The organism is Pseudomonas sp. PI1 (assembly GCF_000812405.1).
Lineage (GTDB): Bacteria > Pseudomonadota > Gammaproteobacteria > Pseudomonadales > Pseudomonadaceae > Pseudomonas > Pseudomonas citronellolis.
Genome location: NZ_JWMC01000009.1, coordinates 46,396 through 62,322, shown reverse-complemented (window position 1 = coordinate 62,322; position 15,927 = coordinate 46,396). Strand labels below are relative to the sequence as shown.

Sequence of the window (15,927 nt, the reverse complement as noted above, 5' to 3'; positions counted from 1 at the left end):
ACGGAGGTTCCGCCCCGGATCCTTCGCCTTCCGTTGAGGATCGGATCATGTCATCAGTCATACAGCCTCTCGCGAGCGCTGCCGCCGACGTCGGCACTGTCCCCTGCATGGCGGTGAACTCACCTGTCACTGCCCTCGGCAGGTTCCGCAGCATCCTCTATCCCGACCAGCGCCCCATATCGCTGCCGTCGAGCCCACCGCCCTGCTTCAAGGATCTCAACCTTGACCAGATCGTCGACGCTATTACCGCCGACCGGGTGTTCTACGACCTCAAGCCGTTCTTCTACAGCCACCTGGACGATCTCGACACCATCCGCTATCGCCAGGAAGTCATGGCCGACCTGCAGGTCCCGGAACTGCGCGCCGCTGTCGAGGCCTTCGCCGCGGGTATGCACCGCGTGCGCAAATGCCTGCAGCCTGAGGAGAAGCTCTATTACCAACGGCAGAAAGAGCGCAGCTTCCTCGAGGCCACGCGCCTCTACTGCGACGTCCTCGCCCAGCTCTCGGCATCGCTGGCCGTTCGCCCAGTCGCATCGCAAGGATTCCTGGCCTTTCGCAGCTACCTGAGCGACTACCTGACGTCGGAGCCCTTCGTGGTGCTGCAGCGGGATGTCCACCATCTGCTCGATGCCCTCGGTGCCGCGACCTACTCGATGCTGATCACTGACAACCGGGTCAAGGTGCAGAAGTACGTCCCCACCGACGACATCAGCATCGCCATCGACAGGACCTTCGCCAAGTTTCGCCAGGGCGAGGTGCGCGACTACCGGGCGAAGTTCAACGAGTGGCCAGGCATGAATCACGTCGAGGCCGCCGTGCTCGACATGGTGGCCAAGCTCTATCCGGAGACCTTTGCCGAGCAGAGCGACTTCTGCGCCCGGCACACCGACTTCCTCGACCCGATCATCCGTGACTTCGACCGTGAAGTGCAGTTCTACCTGGCCTACCTCGCCTATATCGAGCCGCTGCTGGACGCTGGTGTCGACTTCTGCTTCCCGACTGTGTGGGCCGACAGTAAGGCCGTGTTCGCTCATGACACGTTCGATCTCGCCCTGGCCAGCCAACTGGTGAGGACGACCAACACGCTGAGTGTCGTATGCAATGACTTCGAACTCTCCGGACGCGAGCGCATCCTGGTCGTCTCCGGCCCCAACCAGGGCGGCAAGACCACCTTCGCCCGGCTGTTCGGCCAGTTGCACCACCTGGCCTGCATCGGTTGCCTGGTACCGGGAAGCCGTGCCGAGCTGTTTCTCTTCGACCGGCTATTCACCCTGTTCGAGAAGCAGGAGCGCCCGGGCGACCTGCGCGGCAAGCTGCAGGACGACCTGATTCGCGCACGTGACATCCTCAATCACGCCAGTGGCCGCAGTCTGATCCTGATCAACGAGATTTTCTCCTCAACTACGGCCAGCGACGCCGCATTCCTCGGCCAGAAGATCCTGCAGCGAATCATCGACCTGGATGCGCTCTGCGTGTGCGTCACCTTCATCCACGAGCTCACGCAGATGGGTGCGAGCATCGTCAGCATGATGAGCTGCGTCGACCCCGAGGATCCTTCCCGGCGGACCTTCCAGGTGGTGCGCAAGCCGGCCGACCGGCTCTCCTACGCGATCTCCATCGCCCGTAAACACCGCCTGACCTACGACAGCGTGAAGGAGCGCATGCGCCCATGAAAGCCTACCTGATGTTCCCGCAGGCGGATTTCGACCTGGAGCGGGAGCCACCGCAGCACGCCGAAGCGCTGGTTCAGGACCTCGAATTGGACACCCTGTTCGACGCCATGGCTGACGACGACAAGTTCCTCCGCCAGGTCGCCCGCTGCGCACTGTTGACGGCCTTCGATACGACGCCGGAAATCGTCCGGCATCGTCAGGCGATTCTGCGCGACTGCCTGGCCCATCAGTCGGCAGTGCGCGAGCTCTATCAGATCACCCTGGACGTGCTTGACCTCGACAAGCAGGTCTACTTGAGCTTCATGACCAAGTACCCCAGCAGCATCATGCATCGCTCGCTGAAGCTGATGCACCTGCAGATCGACATGCTTCGGCGCCTGCGCCGCATGGCCGACGGCGAGGGCCGGAAGTTTGCTTCGGAGGGCTTCGCCAAGCTGTTCCAACTGGTGCGCGAAGAGATCAGCGACCAGTACTTCGCCGAGCTCAACGATCACGTCGAGCAGCTCAAGCTACGCAAGGGCGCCCTGATTAGCGCCCGCCTGGGTACGCTCAATCGCGGCGTCGACTACTGCCTGCGGCGCTATCCGAAGCCCGAGGGGCCCTGGTACAAACGGCTCCTGCAGAAGAAGCCGGAGAGCTACGTCTTCGAACTCCCCGAACGCGACGAGACGGGCGCCACCGCGCTGGCCGAACTGGCGGACCGGGGCTGCAACGAAGTCGCCAATGCCCTGGCCCAGGCCGCCGAGCACATCACCCACTTTTTCGCGATGCTACGCACCGAATTGGCGTTCTACATCGGCTGCCTCAACCTGCGCGAACGCCTGTGCGAGCTGCGGGCTGACATCTGCTTCGCCGAGGTTGCGGCAGCTGGGGAGTACCGCGAGGCGTTCGAAGGACTGTACGACGTCTGTCTCGCCCTGAACATGCAGCGTTCGGTGGTCGGCAACGATCTTGCCGGTGATGGCCGCCATCTGTTCGTCATCACCGGCGCCAACCAGGGAGGTAAGTCAACTTTTCTGCGCAGCATCGGCATCGCCCAGATGATGCTGCAGTGCGGCATGTACGCACCTGCCAAGCGCATGTGCGCCAACCTCTGCGATGGGCTCTTCACCCACTACAAGCGTGAAGAGGACGCGAGCATGAAACGCGGGAAACTGGACGAGGAGCTGTATCGCATCAGCGAAATCATCGATCACCTCAGCCCACGCTCGATGCTGTTATTCAACGAGTCCTTTGCCGCCACCAACGAACGCGAGGGCTCGGAAATCGCCCGCCAGGTGGTCCGCGCACTGGCCGAGGCCGGGGTGAAGATGTTCTTCGTCACGCACCTTTACGACTTTGCCGAGAGCCTGTACCAGACACCGCCGGAGGGCACGCTGTTCCTGCGCGCGGAGCGTCGTGACGACGGCGGGCGCACCTTCCGGGTCGTCGAAGGCGCACCACAGGCAACAGCATTCGGGACCGATCTTTATGCGCAAGTCTTCGCCGAATCCGCCTGACCCTGCACAGCGCGTTGCCCTGCGCTTCATCCTGCTGATAGGGGTGCTGAGCCTTTTCGCCGACTTCACCTACGAGGGCGCTCGCAGCAGTATCGGCCCGTACCTGGCAACCCTGGGGGCCACGGCAACTGTAGTCGGCGTGGTGACCGGGTTTGGCGAACTGCTGGGTTACAGCATACGCCTGGTCTCGGGGCGGCTTGCCGATAGTACCGGCCAGTTCTGGCCCATCACCATCTTCGGCTATGTGCTGCAGATGAGTGCAGTGCCGGCTCTCGCCCTGACGCACAGCTGGCCTAGCGCAGCTGCACTGATCATTCTCGAGCGGGTAGGCAAAGCGATCCGTAACCCGCCGCGCGACGTCATGTTGTCGCATGCGGCCCGACATGTCGGTGGCTACGGTTGGGCCTTCGGCCTCCACGAAGCGCTCGATCAATTCGGCGCTCTGTTGGGTCCCTTGCTGGTCGCGGCAGTGCTCGCGCGCGAGGGGGACTATCGCAGTGCCTTCGCCCTCCTGCTGGTGCCCGCGGCCATCAATATCAGCCTGGTTCTACTGACGCGCTGGCTGTACCCACGGCCACAGGATCTGGAGGCTCAACCATCTCAGCCTTTGCACAACCACCTACCAGGTGTGTTCTGGCTGTACCTGAGCGCTGCCGCACTGGTGGCGGCCGGCTTCGCCGATTATCCGCTGTTGGCCTACCACTTCAGCCATACCGACAGTGTGCCCACGCAATGGATTGCCGTCTTCTATGCGGTGGCGATGGCGGTGAGCGGCTGTGGCTCGCTGCTGTTCGGGCGATTGTTCGATCGCTACGGCTTCAAGTTGCTGGTTGGCCTCACCCTGCTCAGCAGCTTGTTCGCACCGCTGACCCTGCTTGGCGGGTTCTGGCTCGCGTTGCTCGGCGCGGCTATCTGGGGGCTGGGCATGGGTGTCCACGAGTCCATTATTCCGGCCGCTGTTGCACCCATGGTGCCTGCCGCGCGTCGCGCCTCGGCGTTTGGCCTGTTCACCGCTGGCTACGGCATCGCTTGGTTCGCCGGAAGCAGCGTGATTGGCTTCCTCTATGATCTATCCGTACCGACCTGTGTGGTCTTTTGTGTGGCCTGTCAGGTCATTGCCGTACCGATCCTTGTCCGAGTTGGCCTGAACACTGAGAGTCGTGCAGCGGTAGAAGACGACGTCTCATAATCTTATTTCGCATGACGTTGAATCTGAGTAACCCGCGATCCCATCTGGCTACAAACTCTTCGTGTCGCCTGCCTGTTTTCTGACGCCCTGCCGCATGTTCACGATTGCCGCCCCATGCCCGGCCAAGCGACGCCGCACATGGACAATTGCTTGCCTGGCCTATACGTTGCCTGCCTCAAAAATCAGCACTAGGGCGTCTACATCGTCCAACGTCGACGAGTCCTAACTAGCCAAGGCGCGGCCATACCTCGCCAAGGCGCGACCTACTGAAAGGCGACTGATGGCCACCAACAGAGCAAAGAACAAGCTAACAGTATTTGGTAGCGGTACCGTCATCGGTGCTTTGGGGGGATTGATAGGGCTTGGTGGTGCGGAGTTCAGACTTCCGCTGCTAATCGGCCTCTTCGGCTTTGGTGCACTGGAATCGGTCATTCTCAACAAGGCAATGAGCTTGGTAGTGGTAGCTACTGCGCTGCCGTTCCGAGCATTCAGCGTTCCCTACGCGGCTGTTTTCGAACGGTGGGATATTATCGCCACTCTACTTGCCGGAAGCCTGGCAGGCGCCTGGTTCGGAGCAGGGTGGGCTACCAAGCTCAGAAGTCAGACGCTCTATCGTGTTCTGGCGGTGCTGTTGGTAGGCATCGCCGCTGCGCTTTTATTCGGCCATGAAGCAAGCACGACCGGCACTCCGCTACTTCAGGGCGTGATCTTAGCCATTGTGGGAATCATCGTCGGCTTCGGCATAGGCGTGGTTGCGGCTCTCATGGGAGTCGCCGGAGGCGAGCTGTTGATCCCCACAATCGTCCTGCTCTTTGGTGCCGACATTAAGCTGGCTGGCAGCCTTTCACTGGCGGTGAGCTTGCCGACCATGATCGTAGGCTTCACCCGCTACAGCCGCGACCAGAGCTTCTCGATCATTCGGGCTCAGTTGCCATTTATCTTGATCATGGCAGTAGGCTCGATTCTAGGTACATTCATCGGCGGTCAACTGCTGGGCTTGATTCCAACGGGCTACCTCCTGCCTTTGCTGGCAGCGATCCTGCTGATCTCTTCGGTAAAGGTCTGGCGTCATAGCTGATCTTGGCGCTGTCCCGCAACATTGCCCGATTGCAATCGCTCGTGGGATCAGAACCATGATCACCCTCGGTCAGGGTTTTGCTCCAACGAAGCGGTAGCGGATCTAAAAGCTCACTTGCCCGCCGTGTCGGCAGCGGCATGACGATGCCCTTCAAGTAGGCGCACGAATCTTGCTCGGTGAGCAGTGCTGATAGGGATACCAGTGCCACTAGTCCCTCTGAGCGGAAATTCGGGAAAGCGCGATTGTGCCGCAGACCATGAGAACGGCAGCGCATATGAACGCAAGCACAGGCGAGATAGCGCTCCAAATCAGTCCGACCGTCGCGCTTGAAACAAACTTGGCAGTGCCATTCACTGTGCCCAGGGCTCCATAGCTCAGGGCTAGTGTTTCCGACTCTACCATTTCAGCGGTAACGGTTGACTCCAGCGCCTCCTGTACCGATACGTACAAGCCCGCGACTGCAAACAGCAGTGCCAGCAGTGGCACGCTCTCTAGCCGCAGCCAGAAAGCCAGCGCCGCCAAAAGCGCTGTCATGCCACCCAGCGCGTAGCCAACGACAAGGACAGGCAGCGAACCCAGTCGATCTGCCAATACGCCAATGGGAAAGGAGGCCAGAACTTGAACCACGTTGCGCCAGACATACAACAAGCCGGCGACCTGCGCCGCCTGGACCACCCCCAGCGTTCCACTTAGCAACTGGGTGGCGGCGAGGATGAGGAGGCTGTGGCTGAAGTCGCCCACTCCGAACACCCCAACAGCCCCGAGATAACGCTTGAAGCGTACGGGTAAGCCTTTCAGGGTCTGGAGTAATTTCAGCTCTGGATTCGTCGAGTGCTCCGGATCCTTGACCATGGCTAGAAATGCCACCACAGCGAGGAAGCCGGGGATAGTGCTCAACCAAAGCACCAGCCGGAAGGGTCCGGCTGAGTCATCCCAATGCAGCTGCTGGGCCCACCCCAGTAGTGCAACGCCAAGCAGTGGACCGACTACAGCGCCCAGGGTGTCCATCGTGCGATGGAAGCCGAAGGCACGACCACGAGTATCGGCAGTCACCGCCTGGATTACGATGGCATCGCGTAACGGGCCGCGCAGCCCCTTGCCGAACCAGGAGACTAAACGCCCCATTAGAATCATCGGCCACCCCACCGCCAAGGCGAGTAGCACTTGACCGATTGGCGTCAGGCCATAGCCGATCAGGACGAGCAACTTACGATGCCCTAGCTTGTCGGCAATATAGCCAGAGAACATTTTCGTATAGCTGGCCAGGGCGTCGGCAATCCCCTCGATCGTTCCCAGGGCGGCTGCGGGTACCCCCAGGACAGCCAAGAACCCGGGAAGCATCACGGTAGTGGTCTCGTAGCAGAAGTCCCCCAAGGCACTGGTTACACCAGCTCCTCCAACGGTTCTGTTGAGCCAGGCAGATCTATTTTTTCCACGAACAAGCGCACTGCCTTCCCCAGGAGTTCGCTCTTGGACTTCATTCATGTTGCTACCTCGAAGGTTGGGAGCTCGACGCCAATGGCGCAGCGCCAAAAGACTCAAACGTAGTCAATCTGTGTAGCGACAAGAGCGTCGACGGTTGCGGCAGCGCGAGTGCTGAATGAGACTTGAGTACCCGTTGGCTGCACCGAATCGGACACTCATTCGGCTATCGGTTCTCGTCCTGCGCCTCAAATACGCGCTGGGCGTAGGTATCCAGTAACGCTTCACACTCCTGCAGACGCTGCTCCGCCTCCACTAAGAGCTGAGCGCCGTAGAAATCCAGCTTGCGAATCTTTGCTAGCCAGTTCTGCAGCTTCTTCAGGTCGACATCGTTCTCCTCCAGTTCCGCGTACGTGAAGTGGCAATCTGCAGTTTCCTTCGCGATCTCCGCCTCGAAGTCATTGCACTTGTCGATGAGCTCCCGGTACTCCTCATCACGATCCGCTCGAAAGCGAGACACCACCTTCTCTTCTTGCAGACGATCCAGCGCGACTGTCTCGAGGATCACCGAATCACCGGCCATCGAATCGATCTCGTGTTCGAGCATCTTCAGTTGGCGAACATGGTCGTCACTTTTGGGAAGCAAACAGACACCGTTCTGCAGGTATACAGCTCCCATGCCCTTGAGTTTTCGCCAAAGCGCTATCCGCTTCTTGGCTGGCTCAGAGGGAACCTTGTAAGTGAGGAGCAACCAGTTCTGACTCATCTACCGTTCACTAAAAAAGTTACGACCGTAACATTATTGAGTGGATAATTGATCCATTGCAACCAATGGAGAAGCTGCTAATCCTGTGTAAAAAAGCTCGAATCAGAATCAACACAATCTGCCGCGCAAATGGTGCTGAGCATCGGCTGTTGGTTAGGCAGGGGTTTCCCGAGCGCGGCAAAAAATGCTAGCTTTCACGCAGGAGATGGCATTCCTCCTCATAACCGCCTTCGTGCTGATGATGCCTACGTGAACCCTGGACAGGGTGCGTAGGCGTGCGTCCTGTCCTTTTACAAAAGGACCGGACCGTGACTCCAGCTTCTCACCTCGCCCCTCATCAACCTGCAACCGAGCCTCTTTCCCTCTGGAAATCATCCTCCGTGGAAGGCTATCGGGCATGCTGAAATCCGTAATAGCGATCGCCTGCGGTGCCGGATTGGGTGCCTTGCTGCGCTGGTTCCTCGGCCTGCAGCTCAACGCTTTGTTCCCGACCATTCCCCCAGGTACCTGGGCGGCCAACATCATCGGCGGTTACGTCATCGGCCTGGCCGTAGCCTTCTTCGCCGCCAATCCAACGCTCGATCCGCAGTGGCGCTTGCTCATCGTCACCGGATTCTGCGGCGGCCTGACCACCTTCTCGACGTTCTCTGCGGAAACCATGGCACTGCTCCAGACCGGCCGCGTCGGCTGGGCCATGGGCGCCATAGCCGTGCATGTCACCGGCTCTCTCCTGGCCACCGCGGCTGGGCTCCTGACCTACTCATTACTCAGCGCACGCTGAGGGAGGCAAACCGATGCAAGGGTATCTGGTGACGTTCTTCACCCAACAAAGCCGCCGCCACGGCGGCAAGCTGATCACCGACTGGATGGTCGACCTGGCCAAGAGCATGAAGCTCAAGGGCGCGACCCTGGTGCTCGGCTCCGAAGGTTTCGGCCACGCCGGGCGATTGCACTCCTACCACTTCTTCGAACTGGCCGACCAGCCGGTGGAGATCTGCCTGGCCGTTTCGGAGGAGGAGTGCGAACGGTTGTTCGAGCGACTCGAACGCGAAGACCTGGCCCTGTTCTACGTGAAGACCCCGGTGGAGATGGGCACCGTGGGCAAGCGCAAGGCCGACCGGGAAACCCCTTCCGCCTGACAGTCATTGGAGACCTGCAGCATGAGCTTCACCGACCTACCCGCCGGTAAGGCGGCTCCGGATGACGTCTACGCCGTCATCGAAATTCCGGCCAACCATGCACCGATCAAGTACGAACTGGACAAGGCCAGCGGTCAGCTGTTCGTCGACCGATTCCTCAGTACGCCGATGTTCTATCCAGCCAACTACGGCTTCATTCCCAGCACATTGAGCGAGGACGGCGATCCCCTGGACATTCTGGTCATCACACCCTGCCCGGTGGCCCCCGGCACGGTGTTGCGCTGCCGACCGGTAGGCGTGATGTACATGAGTGACGAAGCAGGGCCGGACGCCAAGATCGTTGCGGTGCCGCATGACAAGCTGAGTACGCTCTACCAGGGCATCCACGAGTGCTCCGACCTGAGCGATTTGGTGTTGAAGCAGATCCAGCACTTCTTCGAGAACTACAAGACCCTCGAGCCGGGGAAATGGGTGCGCATGGAGCGTTGGGGCAGTGCAAACGAAGCGCGCGAGGAGATACAGAAATCGGTATTGGCCTACGGAGCGACGCATTGAGTAAAAGCACCAATGGGGTGGCCCTGCTAGACGCTGTAGAAAAAGGCCCCTGGCTTCTACTTGCCGGTAGTTTGTCTCTAGGTGTCGTCGCTGGCCGGTTGTTTGCCCACTCGATTGCCGGGTTGTTTGGACTGGTTCCCCTGAGCATGGGGTTTGCCTGGCTCTTGCCACGTATCTGCCCCGACAACTCCCGTCAGCTAGGCAGCGCGCTTTGCTACTCCAGCGGGGTTGTACTGAGCTCCGCCAAGTTCGCAGAAATTCTTGAGCTCATTCGACATGGCCAGCACACCGTGGCTCTCCGAGAACTCCCCGAACTGTTCATCTGCGTTGCTCTTCCCATACTCATCGCTTTCGCCTCTGTGGCACTGGTACGCCTGGTTTTCGGCGAGCCGGTGCCTCAACACAAGAAAACCGCATAGCCTGCAGGAACCCGTCATGCCCGATTACCGCTCGAAAACCTCCACCCACGGCCGCAACATGGCCGGCGCCCGCGCCCTCTGGCGCGCCACCGGGATGAAGGACGAAGACTTCAAGAAGCCGATCATCGCCATCGCCAACTCCTTCACCCAGTTCGTGCCCGGCCACGTGCACCTGAAGGACCTGGGCCAGCTGGTCGCCCGCGAGATCGAAAAACACGGCGGCGTGGCGAAGGAATTCAACACCATCGCCGTGGACGACGGCATCGCCATGGGCCATGACGGCATGCTGTATTCGCTGCCGTCGCGCGAGATCATCGCCGACTCCGTGGAGTACATGGTCAACGCCCACTGCGCCGACGCCATCGTCTGCATCTCCAACTGCGACAAGATCACCCCCGGCATGCTGATGGCCGCCCTGCGCCTGAACATCCCGGTGGTGTTCGTCTCCGGCGGCCCGATGGAAGCCGGCAAGACCAAGCTGGCCAGCCACGGCCTGGACCTGGTCGACGCCATGGTCGTCGCCGCCGACGACTCCTGCTCCGACGAGAAAGTCGCCGAGTACGAGCGCAGCGCCTGCCCGACCTGCGGTTCCTGCTCCGGCATGTTCACCGCCAACTCGATGAACTGCCTGACCGAAGCCCTGGGCCTGTCCCTGCCGGGCAACGGCTCGACCCTGGCCACCCACGCCGACCGCGAGCAGCTGTTCCTGCGCGCCGGCCGCCTGGCCGTCGAGCTGTGCCAGCGCTACTACGGCGAAGGCGACGAGTCGGTGCTGCCGCGCAACGTCGCCAGCTTCAAGGCGTTCGAGAACGCCATGACCCTCGACATCGCCATGGGCGGCTCGACCAACACCATCCTGCACCTGCTGGCCGCCGCCCAGGAGGCGGAGATCGCCTTCGACCTGCGCGACATCGATCGCCTGTCGCGCAAGGTGCCGCAGCTGTGCAAGGTGGCGCCGAACATCCAGAAGTACCACATGGAAGACGTGCACCGCGCCGGCGGCATCTTCTCCATCCTCGGCGAGCTGGCCCGTGGCGGCCTGCTGCACACCGACGTGAGCACCGTGCACAGCCCGAGCATGGCCGACGCCATCGCCCAGTGGGACATCACCCAGACCCAGGACGAGAAGGTCCACACCTTCTTCAAGGCCGGCCCCGCGGGCATCCCGACCCAGGTCGCGTTCAGCCAGAGCACCCGCTGGGACACCCTGGACGACGACCGCGCCGAAGGCTGCATCCGCAGCGTCGAGCACGCGTACTCGCAGGAAGGCGGCCTGGCCGTGCTGTACGGCAACATCGCCCTCGACGGCTGCGTGGTGAAGACCGCCGGCGTCGACGAGTCGATCCAAGTGTTCGAAGGCACCGCGAAGATCTTCGAGAGCCAGGACGGTGCCGTGAAAGGCATCCTCGCCGACGAAGTGAAGGCCGGCGACATCGTGATCATCCGCTACGAAGGCCCGAAAGGCGGCCCGGGCATGCAGGAAATGCTGTACCCGACCAGCTACCTGAAGTCCAAGGGACTGGGCAAGGCGTGCGCCCTGCTCACCGACGGCCGCTTCTCCGGCGGCACTTCGGGCCTGTCGATCGGCCACGCCTCGCCGGAAGCCGCCGCGGGCGGCGCCATCGGCCTGGTGCAGGACGGCGACAAGGTGCTGATCGACATCCCCAACCGCAGCATCAACCTGCTGGTGAGCGATGAAGAACTGGCCGCCCGCCGCGTCGAGCAGGACAAGAAAGGCTGGAAGCCGGCCGCCCCGCGCGCACGCAAGGTCAGCACCGCCCTGAAGGCCTACGCCCTGCTGGCCACCAGTGCCGACAAGGGCGCCGTGCGCAACAAGGCGCTGCTGGAGGATTGACCATCTCACCGGTGCGGCTTGCAAGCCACCGCACCGGTGATAGAGTTTTCAAAGGAGATGGCATTCTCCATTAACCGCTGACGTCGTCAGCTAATGATGCCTACCAAACTTGCGAAGGCGGGTGCGGTAGGCATTTTTATGTCCGCGGCCCACTTCGTTCAGGCAGAAACAAGGCCAGCCCCGATCCGCCCCAAGGCGTCGGTTGGCTTCGCTCCTGGAGGTCAATGTGGGCACATCACCACACAGCAGCACCGTTTGGTCTTCATCGGTAACCAGCCTTGTATCCGAGGATCTGGAAGACTTTCTCCGGCTGCTTCCACCGCATCAAATCCTACTGAAGATCACCTATCCGACTGCGCCTGGCATTGCCCGAGAACAGCAGGAGCACCTTGCCCACGTTCTCTACACGCAGGGCCTCAAGCGCTCGGCGCTGTTGATCGAAAATGCTGCGCAGTACCTGGTCTTCTCGGAACCACGGGAAGCCTGGGACACATACTGCTGCCTGCGCTACGCGAGCCTTGCCATAGACGCTTCGATTTACCGGGTTGGCTTCTATCTCGAGATGCTCTGCGCGCGACGAACTTCGCTCGCCAAGGAACCGAATCGGGCCTGGCACAGCCTCGCATCCATGCCCATCGAAGATGCAAGGAGCCCTGTATGAGCGAAGCCTTGGGAAATCACTCGATGGACTCGCAGCCGGGCAAAGACCCGGACCTCCAGAGAATTGCAGCCGAGCTGCTGCAGAAGGCGGATATCGAGATCAATGGCCAGCGTCCCTGGGACATGCAGGTGCTGCGACCACAGGTATTCGAGCGAGTGCTGGGCCAAGGAAGTCTTGGGTTGGGCGAAAGCTACATGGATGGCGACTGGGAGGCGCAACACCTCGACGAGTTTTTCCACCGTCTACTTCGCGCCCGCCTGGACCGTGAAGTCCAGCCGCTACGCTTGCTCGTTCACGCACTGCGCTACCGCCTGCTCAACCTGCAGAGCAGCCGGCGCGCCTGGCAGGTCGGCAAGCAGCACTATGACCTGGGCAACGAGCTGTATCGGGCCATGCTCGACACCCGCATGACCTACAGCTGCGGCTATTGGGAAAACGCAACAACCCTGGAGCAGGCACAGGAAGCCAAGCTCGAACTGATCTGCCGCAAGCTCCAGCTTAGGCCCGGAATGCGCCTGCTGGACATCGGCTGCGGCTGGGGCAGCCTGATGTCCTATGCGGCACAGCACTATGGCGTTGAATGCGTGGGAGTGACCGTGTCCCAGGAGCAGGCGAATTGGGCAAGCGACCGCTATCGTGGGCTGCCGCTGGAGTTTCGTCTGCAGGACTATCGGAGCCTGACTGAGAAGTTCGACTGCATCGCTAGCGTCGGTATGTTCGAGCACGTCGGGCACAAGAACCACCGGACGTTCATGCAGGTGGCCCACCGTTGCCTGGCCGATGACGGCCTGCTCCTGCTGCACACCATTGGCAAGAACGAGCGCCGCGGCCGCCCTGACCCTTGGACCGACCGCTACATCTTCCCCAATGGTGACTTGCCTTCCATCGGTCAGATTGGTGATGCCGCAGACCGCCTCTTCGTCGTCGAGGACCTTCACAACTTCGGCGCGTACTACGACCGCACCCTGATGGCCTGGTACGCCAACTTCGAAGCTGCCTGGCCGAGCTTCTCGAGGCTCGGCGAGCGTTTCCGGCGCATGTGGCGCTACTACCTGCTGTCTTGTGCCGGTGCTTTCCGCGCACGCGATATACAGCTTTGGCAGTGGGTGCTGTCCAAGCGCGGCGTGGCCGGTGGTTATCGGCGTCCCCAGTTGTAAGTGATTCCCACGGTGTCTTGCGTGGGCATATTCCTGAGTATCCAGGAGACGGCCATGGCCACTCTGATCCAACAGATAGAAGCCCGAGAAATCCTCGACTCCCGCGGCAATCCCACCCTCGAGGTGGACGTGACGCTCGACGACGGCAGCCGGGGCCGCGCCTCGGTGCCCTCGGGCGCCTCCACCGGCAAGCACGAGGCGGTCGAGCTACGCGATTGCGACCCCGCGCGCTATGCCGGCAAGGGCGTGCTACGCGCCGTCCACAACGTGCGCAGTGAACTTGCGCCGCTGCTGCGCGGCCATGACGCCTTCGACCAGACTGGAGTGGACCTGGCGATGCTGCAACGCGACGGCACGCAGAGCAAGTCCCGACTGGGGAGTAATGCCATCCTCGGCGTCAGCCTGGCCGTGGCGCGCGCGGCCGCCAATGCCTCAGGCAAGCCGCTGTTCCGCTACCTCGGCGGCGACGATGCCAGGCGCATGCCGGTGCCCATGTTCAACGTGCTTAACGGGGGTATCCATGCCCATTGGCAAGGCACGGACTTCCAAGAGTTCATGATCGTCCCATCCGGCGCCGGTAGCTTCCGCGAAGCCCTGCGCTGGGGGGCGGAAATCTACCGGCAACTGCGCATCACCCTGGAAGCCAAGGGCTTCTCGACGGCCGTTGGCGACGAAGGGGGCTTCGCACCACCACTTAACAACAACAGCGAGGCGCTCGACCTGCTGATGAAGGCCATCGAGGCGGCGGGCTACCGACCCGGCGAAGACGTGCAACTGGCAATCGACCCGGCTCCTAGCGCGCTCTACGAGAACGGTTTCTACCGCCTGCACTCCGAAGGCCGTCTGCTGGATGCCGACGAGATGATCGGAATGTACGGCGACTGGGTGCAGCGCTACCCGCTGGTGGTGATCGAGGATGGTCTGGCCGAGGACGACTGGGATGGCTGGAAGCGCCTGACACATGCCCTGGGAGAGCGCATCGAGCTGGTTGGCGACGATCTCTTCGTCACCAGCGCCGAGCGCATTCGGCGCGGCATTCAGGAGCACAGCGCCAACGCCGTGCTGATCAAACCCAATCAAGTCGGCACGCTAAGCGAAACCCACACCACCGTGCTCCTGGCACACAACAACGGTTGGGGCGCGATGGTTTCGCACCGCAGCGGCGAAACCGTCGACAGCTTCATCGCCGACCTCACCGTGGCCTTCGGTACCGGGCACCTCAAAGCGGGGGCACCCTGTCGCGGCGAGCGGGTGGAGAAATACAACCAGCTGCTGCGCATCGAGGAGACACTCGGTGGCACCGCCCACTATGCAGGTCATCAGGCCTTCGTGCATTGAACGGCTCGGGCCAGGGACGGCCAAGCAGCAACACAACCTAGCCGTGCCCAGGACTGCAGGGGAAAGCATATGAGTGCCGCCGACCGATTCGCCGCTCCGGAAGGAATTGCAGCCCGCATCCACCGCCACTTCAGGGTTGCCCTGGAGGAACGCGGTTATCGCGCTGACCCGCAGCAACAGGCCGCCATCGAGCATTTGGCCAACTGGCTCGAACATTTCCTCCACGGGCACCATGGCTGGTTCCGCAAACCCACCGCTGGGGCCTACCTGTGGGGAGACGTCGGCCGCGGGAAGAGCTTTGTCATGGACGCCTTCTTTGCCGCCGCGCCACTGGTGGGCAAGCGCCGCGTGCATTTCCATGCATTCCTGGACGAATTGCAGGCGCGAATGCAGGAGTTCAACGGCCAACCAGATCCTCTTTCGAAGGCCGCACGGTGCATCGCCGAAGAAACCCGCCTACTGTGCTTCGACGAGTTCCATATCCATGACATTGGCGATGCCGTGCTGCTGGGGCCGACGCTGCAAATGTTGGTCGAACTTGAGGTTGGCCTAGTATGCACATCCAACTATTCGCCCTCCGCTCTGTGCGACGATCCCCTATACGGCGAGCGTCTCCGCCCAGTCGTCGAACTGATCGAAAAGCGCTTCGAGGTACTGGCCCTGGACAATGGAGAGGACTACCGGTTGCGTCTAACGCCGTTGGATAACTGGGGCAGCTACCTGTGGCCAACGCCGAATGACAGCCTGTCGCTAGTGAAGAAGCGCTTAGGTCTCGGCTCGCAGTCCCGCTTCGACCAAGTGCTTGAGGTCAACCATCATCCGCTGCGCGTGCGCGCCCAGGATGACGGCCGCGCCTGGTTCGAGTTCGACGAGTTGTTCGAGCAACCACACTCGGCCGCTGACTACCTGTGGTTGATCGAGCACTATCCGCAAATGGCCGTGAGCGGGCTCGGACCACTGTTGGACTATCCCGAAGACGTCGGGAAACGCTTCTTGAACTTCATCGATATCGCCTACGACAGGCGATTGCAGTTGCAACTCTACGCCTCAGTCCCCCTGGACCAAATGGCCTCGGGGGGGTCGTTACTGGACTTTGGTCGAACCCTGAGCCGACTGCGGCAAATGAAGCAGGTGCAACTGAAAGAGGGTTAACCACTGGTTTTTAACGGAGCCTGG

15 protein-coding genes and 2 riboswitches are annotated in these 15,927 nt (G+C 61.4%); of the genes, 13 read left to right on the top strand and 2 right to left on the bottom strand.

Annotated features, from left to right (window positions below):
• Nucleotides 1–47 precede the first annotated feature (47 nt).
• The 4 genes from RN02_RS02725 to RN02_RS02710 all read left to right on the top strand — a co-directional run bounded on the left by RN02_RS02725 (nucleotide 48) and on the right by RN02_RS02710 (nucleotide 5,439).
• Complete coding sequence (locus RN02_RS02725) at nucleotides 48–1,673, top strand: MutS-related protein (protein ID WP_082033709.1); 1,626 nt, start codon at nucleotides 48–50, stop codon at nucleotides 1,671–1,673.
• Complete coding sequence (locus RN02_RS02720; RefSeq protein WP_043313000.1) at nucleotides 1,670–3,172, top strand: MutS-related protein; 1,503 nt, start codon at nucleotides 1,670–1,672, stop codon at nucleotides 3,170–3,172. The genes RN02_RS02725 and RN02_RS02720 overlap by 4 nt, the downstream gene beginning before the upstream one ends.
• Nucleotides 3,144–4,361: an MFS transporter gene (locus tag RN02_RS02715; protein WP_052267634.1), complete on the top strand. Its 1,218-nt coding sequence runs from the start codon at nucleotides 3,144–3,146 to the stop codon at nucleotides 4,359–4,361. Before RN02_RS02720 ends, RN02_RS02715 begins: the two co-directional genes overlap by 29 nt.
• A gap of 280 nt (nucleotides 4,362–4,641) precedes the next feature.
• Complete coding sequence (locus tag RN02_RS02710; RefSeq protein ID WP_043312999.1) at nucleotides 4,642–5,439, top strand: sulfite exporter TauE/SafE family protein; 798 nt, start codon at nucleotides 4,642–4,644, stop codon at nucleotides 5,437–5,439.
• Between the two features lie 207 nt (nucleotides 5,440–5,646).
• Here the strand turns inward: RN02_RS02710 and RN02_RS02705 are convergent, their stop codons facing one another.
• Together RN02_RS02705 and RN02_RS02700 are read right to left on the bottom strand one after the other, a co-directional pair.
• A complete protein-coding gene (locus RN02_RS02705; RefSeq protein WP_082033708.1) occupies nucleotides 5,647–6,924 on the bottom strand; it encodes an MFS transporter in 1,278 nt (425 codons plus the stop codon).
• A gap of 163 nt (nucleotides 6,925–7,087) precedes the next feature.
• Nucleotides 7,088–7,627: a Chromate resistance protein ChrB gene (locus RN02_RS02700; protein WP_043312998.1), complete on the bottom strand. Its 540-nt coding sequence runs from the start codon at nucleotides 7,625–7,627 to the stop codon at nucleotides 7,088–7,090.
• A gap of 192 nt (nucleotides 7,628–7,819) precedes the next feature.
• Nucleotides 7,820–7,882, top strand: a riboswitch (Fluoride riboswitch).
• Between the two features lie 142 nt (nucleotides 7,883–8,024).
• Between RN02_RS02700 and crcB the strand changes: the two genes are divergently transcribed.
• The 9 genes from crcB (at nucleotide 8,025) to zapE (ending at nucleotide 15,903) form a co-directional block, all read left to right on the top strand.
• On the top strand, nucleotides 8,025–8,408 hold the full coding sequence (crcB, locus tag RN02_RS02695; protein ID WP_043312997.1) for a fluoride efflux transporter CrcB: 384 nt from the start codon (nucleotides 8,025–8,027) through the stop codon (nucleotides 8,406–8,408).
• A 13-nt stretch (nucleotides 8,409–8,421) separates the two neighbouring features.
• Nucleotides 8,422–8,766 carry a DUF190 domain-containing protein gene (locus tag RN02_RS02690; protein ID WP_043312996.1) on the top strand — a complete coding sequence of 115 codons (345 nt, stop codon included), beginning with the start codon at nucleotides 8,422–8,424 and terminating at the stop codon, nucleotides 8,764–8,766.
• Nucleotides 8,767–8,787: 21 nt separating this feature from the next.
• Nucleotides 8,788–9,321: an inorganic diphosphatase gene (gene ppa / locus RN02_RS02685; RefSeq protein WP_043312995.1), complete on the top strand. Its 534-nt coding sequence runs from the start codon at nucleotides 8,788–8,790 to the stop codon at nucleotides 9,319–9,321.
• A complete protein-coding gene (locus tag RN02_RS33065; RefSeq protein ID WP_152623717.1) occupies nucleotides 9,318–9,740 on the top strand; it encodes a hypothetical protein in 423 nt (140 codons plus the stop codon). The genes ppa and RN02_RS33065 overlap by 4 nt, the downstream gene beginning before the upstream one ends.
• 16 nt (nucleotides 9,741–9,756) lie before the next feature.
• Nucleotides 9,757–11,595 carry a dihydroxy-acid dehydratase gene (gene ilvD / locus RN02_RS02675; protein WP_043312991.1) on the top strand — a complete coding sequence of 613 codons (1,839 nt, stop codon included), beginning with the start codon at nucleotides 9,757–9,759 and terminating at the stop codon, nucleotides 11,593–11,595.
• Between the two features lie 44 nt (nucleotides 11,596–11,639).
• Nucleotides 11,640–11,705: riboswitch (Fluoride riboswitch) on the top strand.
• A gap of 92 nt (nucleotides 11,706–11,797) precedes the next feature.
• Nucleotides 11,798–12,256: a hypothetical protein gene (locus RN02_RS02670; RefSeq protein WP_152623716.1), complete on the top strand. Its 459-nt coding sequence runs from the start codon at nucleotides 11,798–11,800 to the stop codon at nucleotides 12,254–12,256.
• 23 nt (nucleotides 12,257–12,279) lie between these two features.
• Nucleotides 12,280–13,413 (top strand): cyclopropane fatty acyl phospholipid synthase, encoded by a 1,134-nt coding sequence (cfa, locus tag RN02_RS02665; RefSeq protein ID WP_043313108.1) that lies wholly within the window; start codon nucleotides 12,280–12,282, stop codon nucleotides 13,411–13,413.
• A gap of 54 nt (nucleotides 13,414–13,467) precedes the next feature.
• Nucleotides 13,468–14,751, top strand: a complete 1,284-nt coding sequence (eno, locus tag RN02_RS02660) for a phosphopyruvate hydratase (protein ID WP_043312987.1) — start codon at nucleotides 13,468–13,470, stop codon at nucleotides 14,749–14,751.
• 69 nt (nucleotides 14,752–14,820) lie between these two features.
• The gene (gene zapE, locus RN02_RS02655; RefSeq protein WP_043312986.1) at nucleotides 14,821–15,903 is read left to right on the top strand and encodes a cell division protein ZapE; all 1,083 of its coding nucleotides are present in this window, start codon (nucleotides 14,821–14,823) and stop codon (nucleotides 15,901–15,903) included.
• Nucleotides 15,904–15,927: the final 24 nt, after the last annotated feature.

Excerpts from the sequence above, each read along its gene's own strand:
- RN02_RS02700 (WP_043312998.1), bottom strand. The coding sequence starts at position 7,627 with ATGAGTCAGAACTGGTTGCTCCTCACTTACAAGGTTCCCTCTGAGCCA.
- cfa (WP_043313108.1), top strand. The coding sequence starts at position 12,280 with ATGGACTCGCAGCCGGGCAAAGACCCGGACCTCCAGAGAATTGCAGCC.
- ilvD (WP_043312991.1), top strand. The coding sequence starts at position 9,757 with ATGCCCGATTACCGCTCGAAAACCTCCACCCACGGCCGCAACATGGCC.
- zapE (WP_043312986.1), top strand. The coding sequence starts at position 14,821 with ATGAGTGCCGCCGACCGATTCGCCGCTCCGGAAGGAATTGCAGCCCGC.
- ppa (WP_043312995.1), top strand. The coding sequence starts at position 8,788 with ATGAGCTTCACCGACCTACCCGCCGGTAAGGCGGCTCCGGATGACGTC.
- crcB (WP_043312997.1), top strand. The coding sequence starts at position 8,025 with ATGCTGAAATCCGTAATAGCGATCGCCTGCGGTGCCGGATTGGGTGCC.
- eno (WP_043312987.1), top strand. The coding sequence starts at position 13,468 with ATGGCCACTCTGATCCAACAGATAGAAGCCCGAGAAATCCTCGACTCC.
- RN02_RS02690 (WP_043312996.1), top strand. The coding sequence starts at position 8,422 with ATGCAAGGGTATCTGGTGACGTTCTTCACCCAACAAAGCCGCCGCCAC.
- RN02_RS02715 (WP_052267634.1), top strand. The coding sequence starts at position 3,144 with ATGCGCAAGTCTTCGCCGAATCCGCCTGACCCTGCACAGCGCGTTGCC.
- RN02_RS02720 (WP_043313000.1), top strand. The coding sequence starts at position 1,670 with ATGAAAGCCTACCTGATGTTCCCGCAGGCGGATTTCGACCTGGAGCGG.
- RN02_RS02725 (WP_082033709.1), top strand. The coding sequence starts at position 48 with ATGTCATCAGTCATACAGCCTCTCGCGAGCGCTGCCGCCGACGTCGGC.
- RN02_RS02710 (WP_043312999.1), top strand. The coding sequence starts at position 4,642 with ATGGCCACCAACAGAGCAAAGAACAAGCTAACAGTATTTGGTAGCGGT.
- RN02_RS02705 (WP_082033708.1), bottom strand. The coding sequence starts at position 6,924 with ATGAATGAAGTCCAAGAGCGAACTCCTGGGGAAGGCAGTGCGCTTGTT.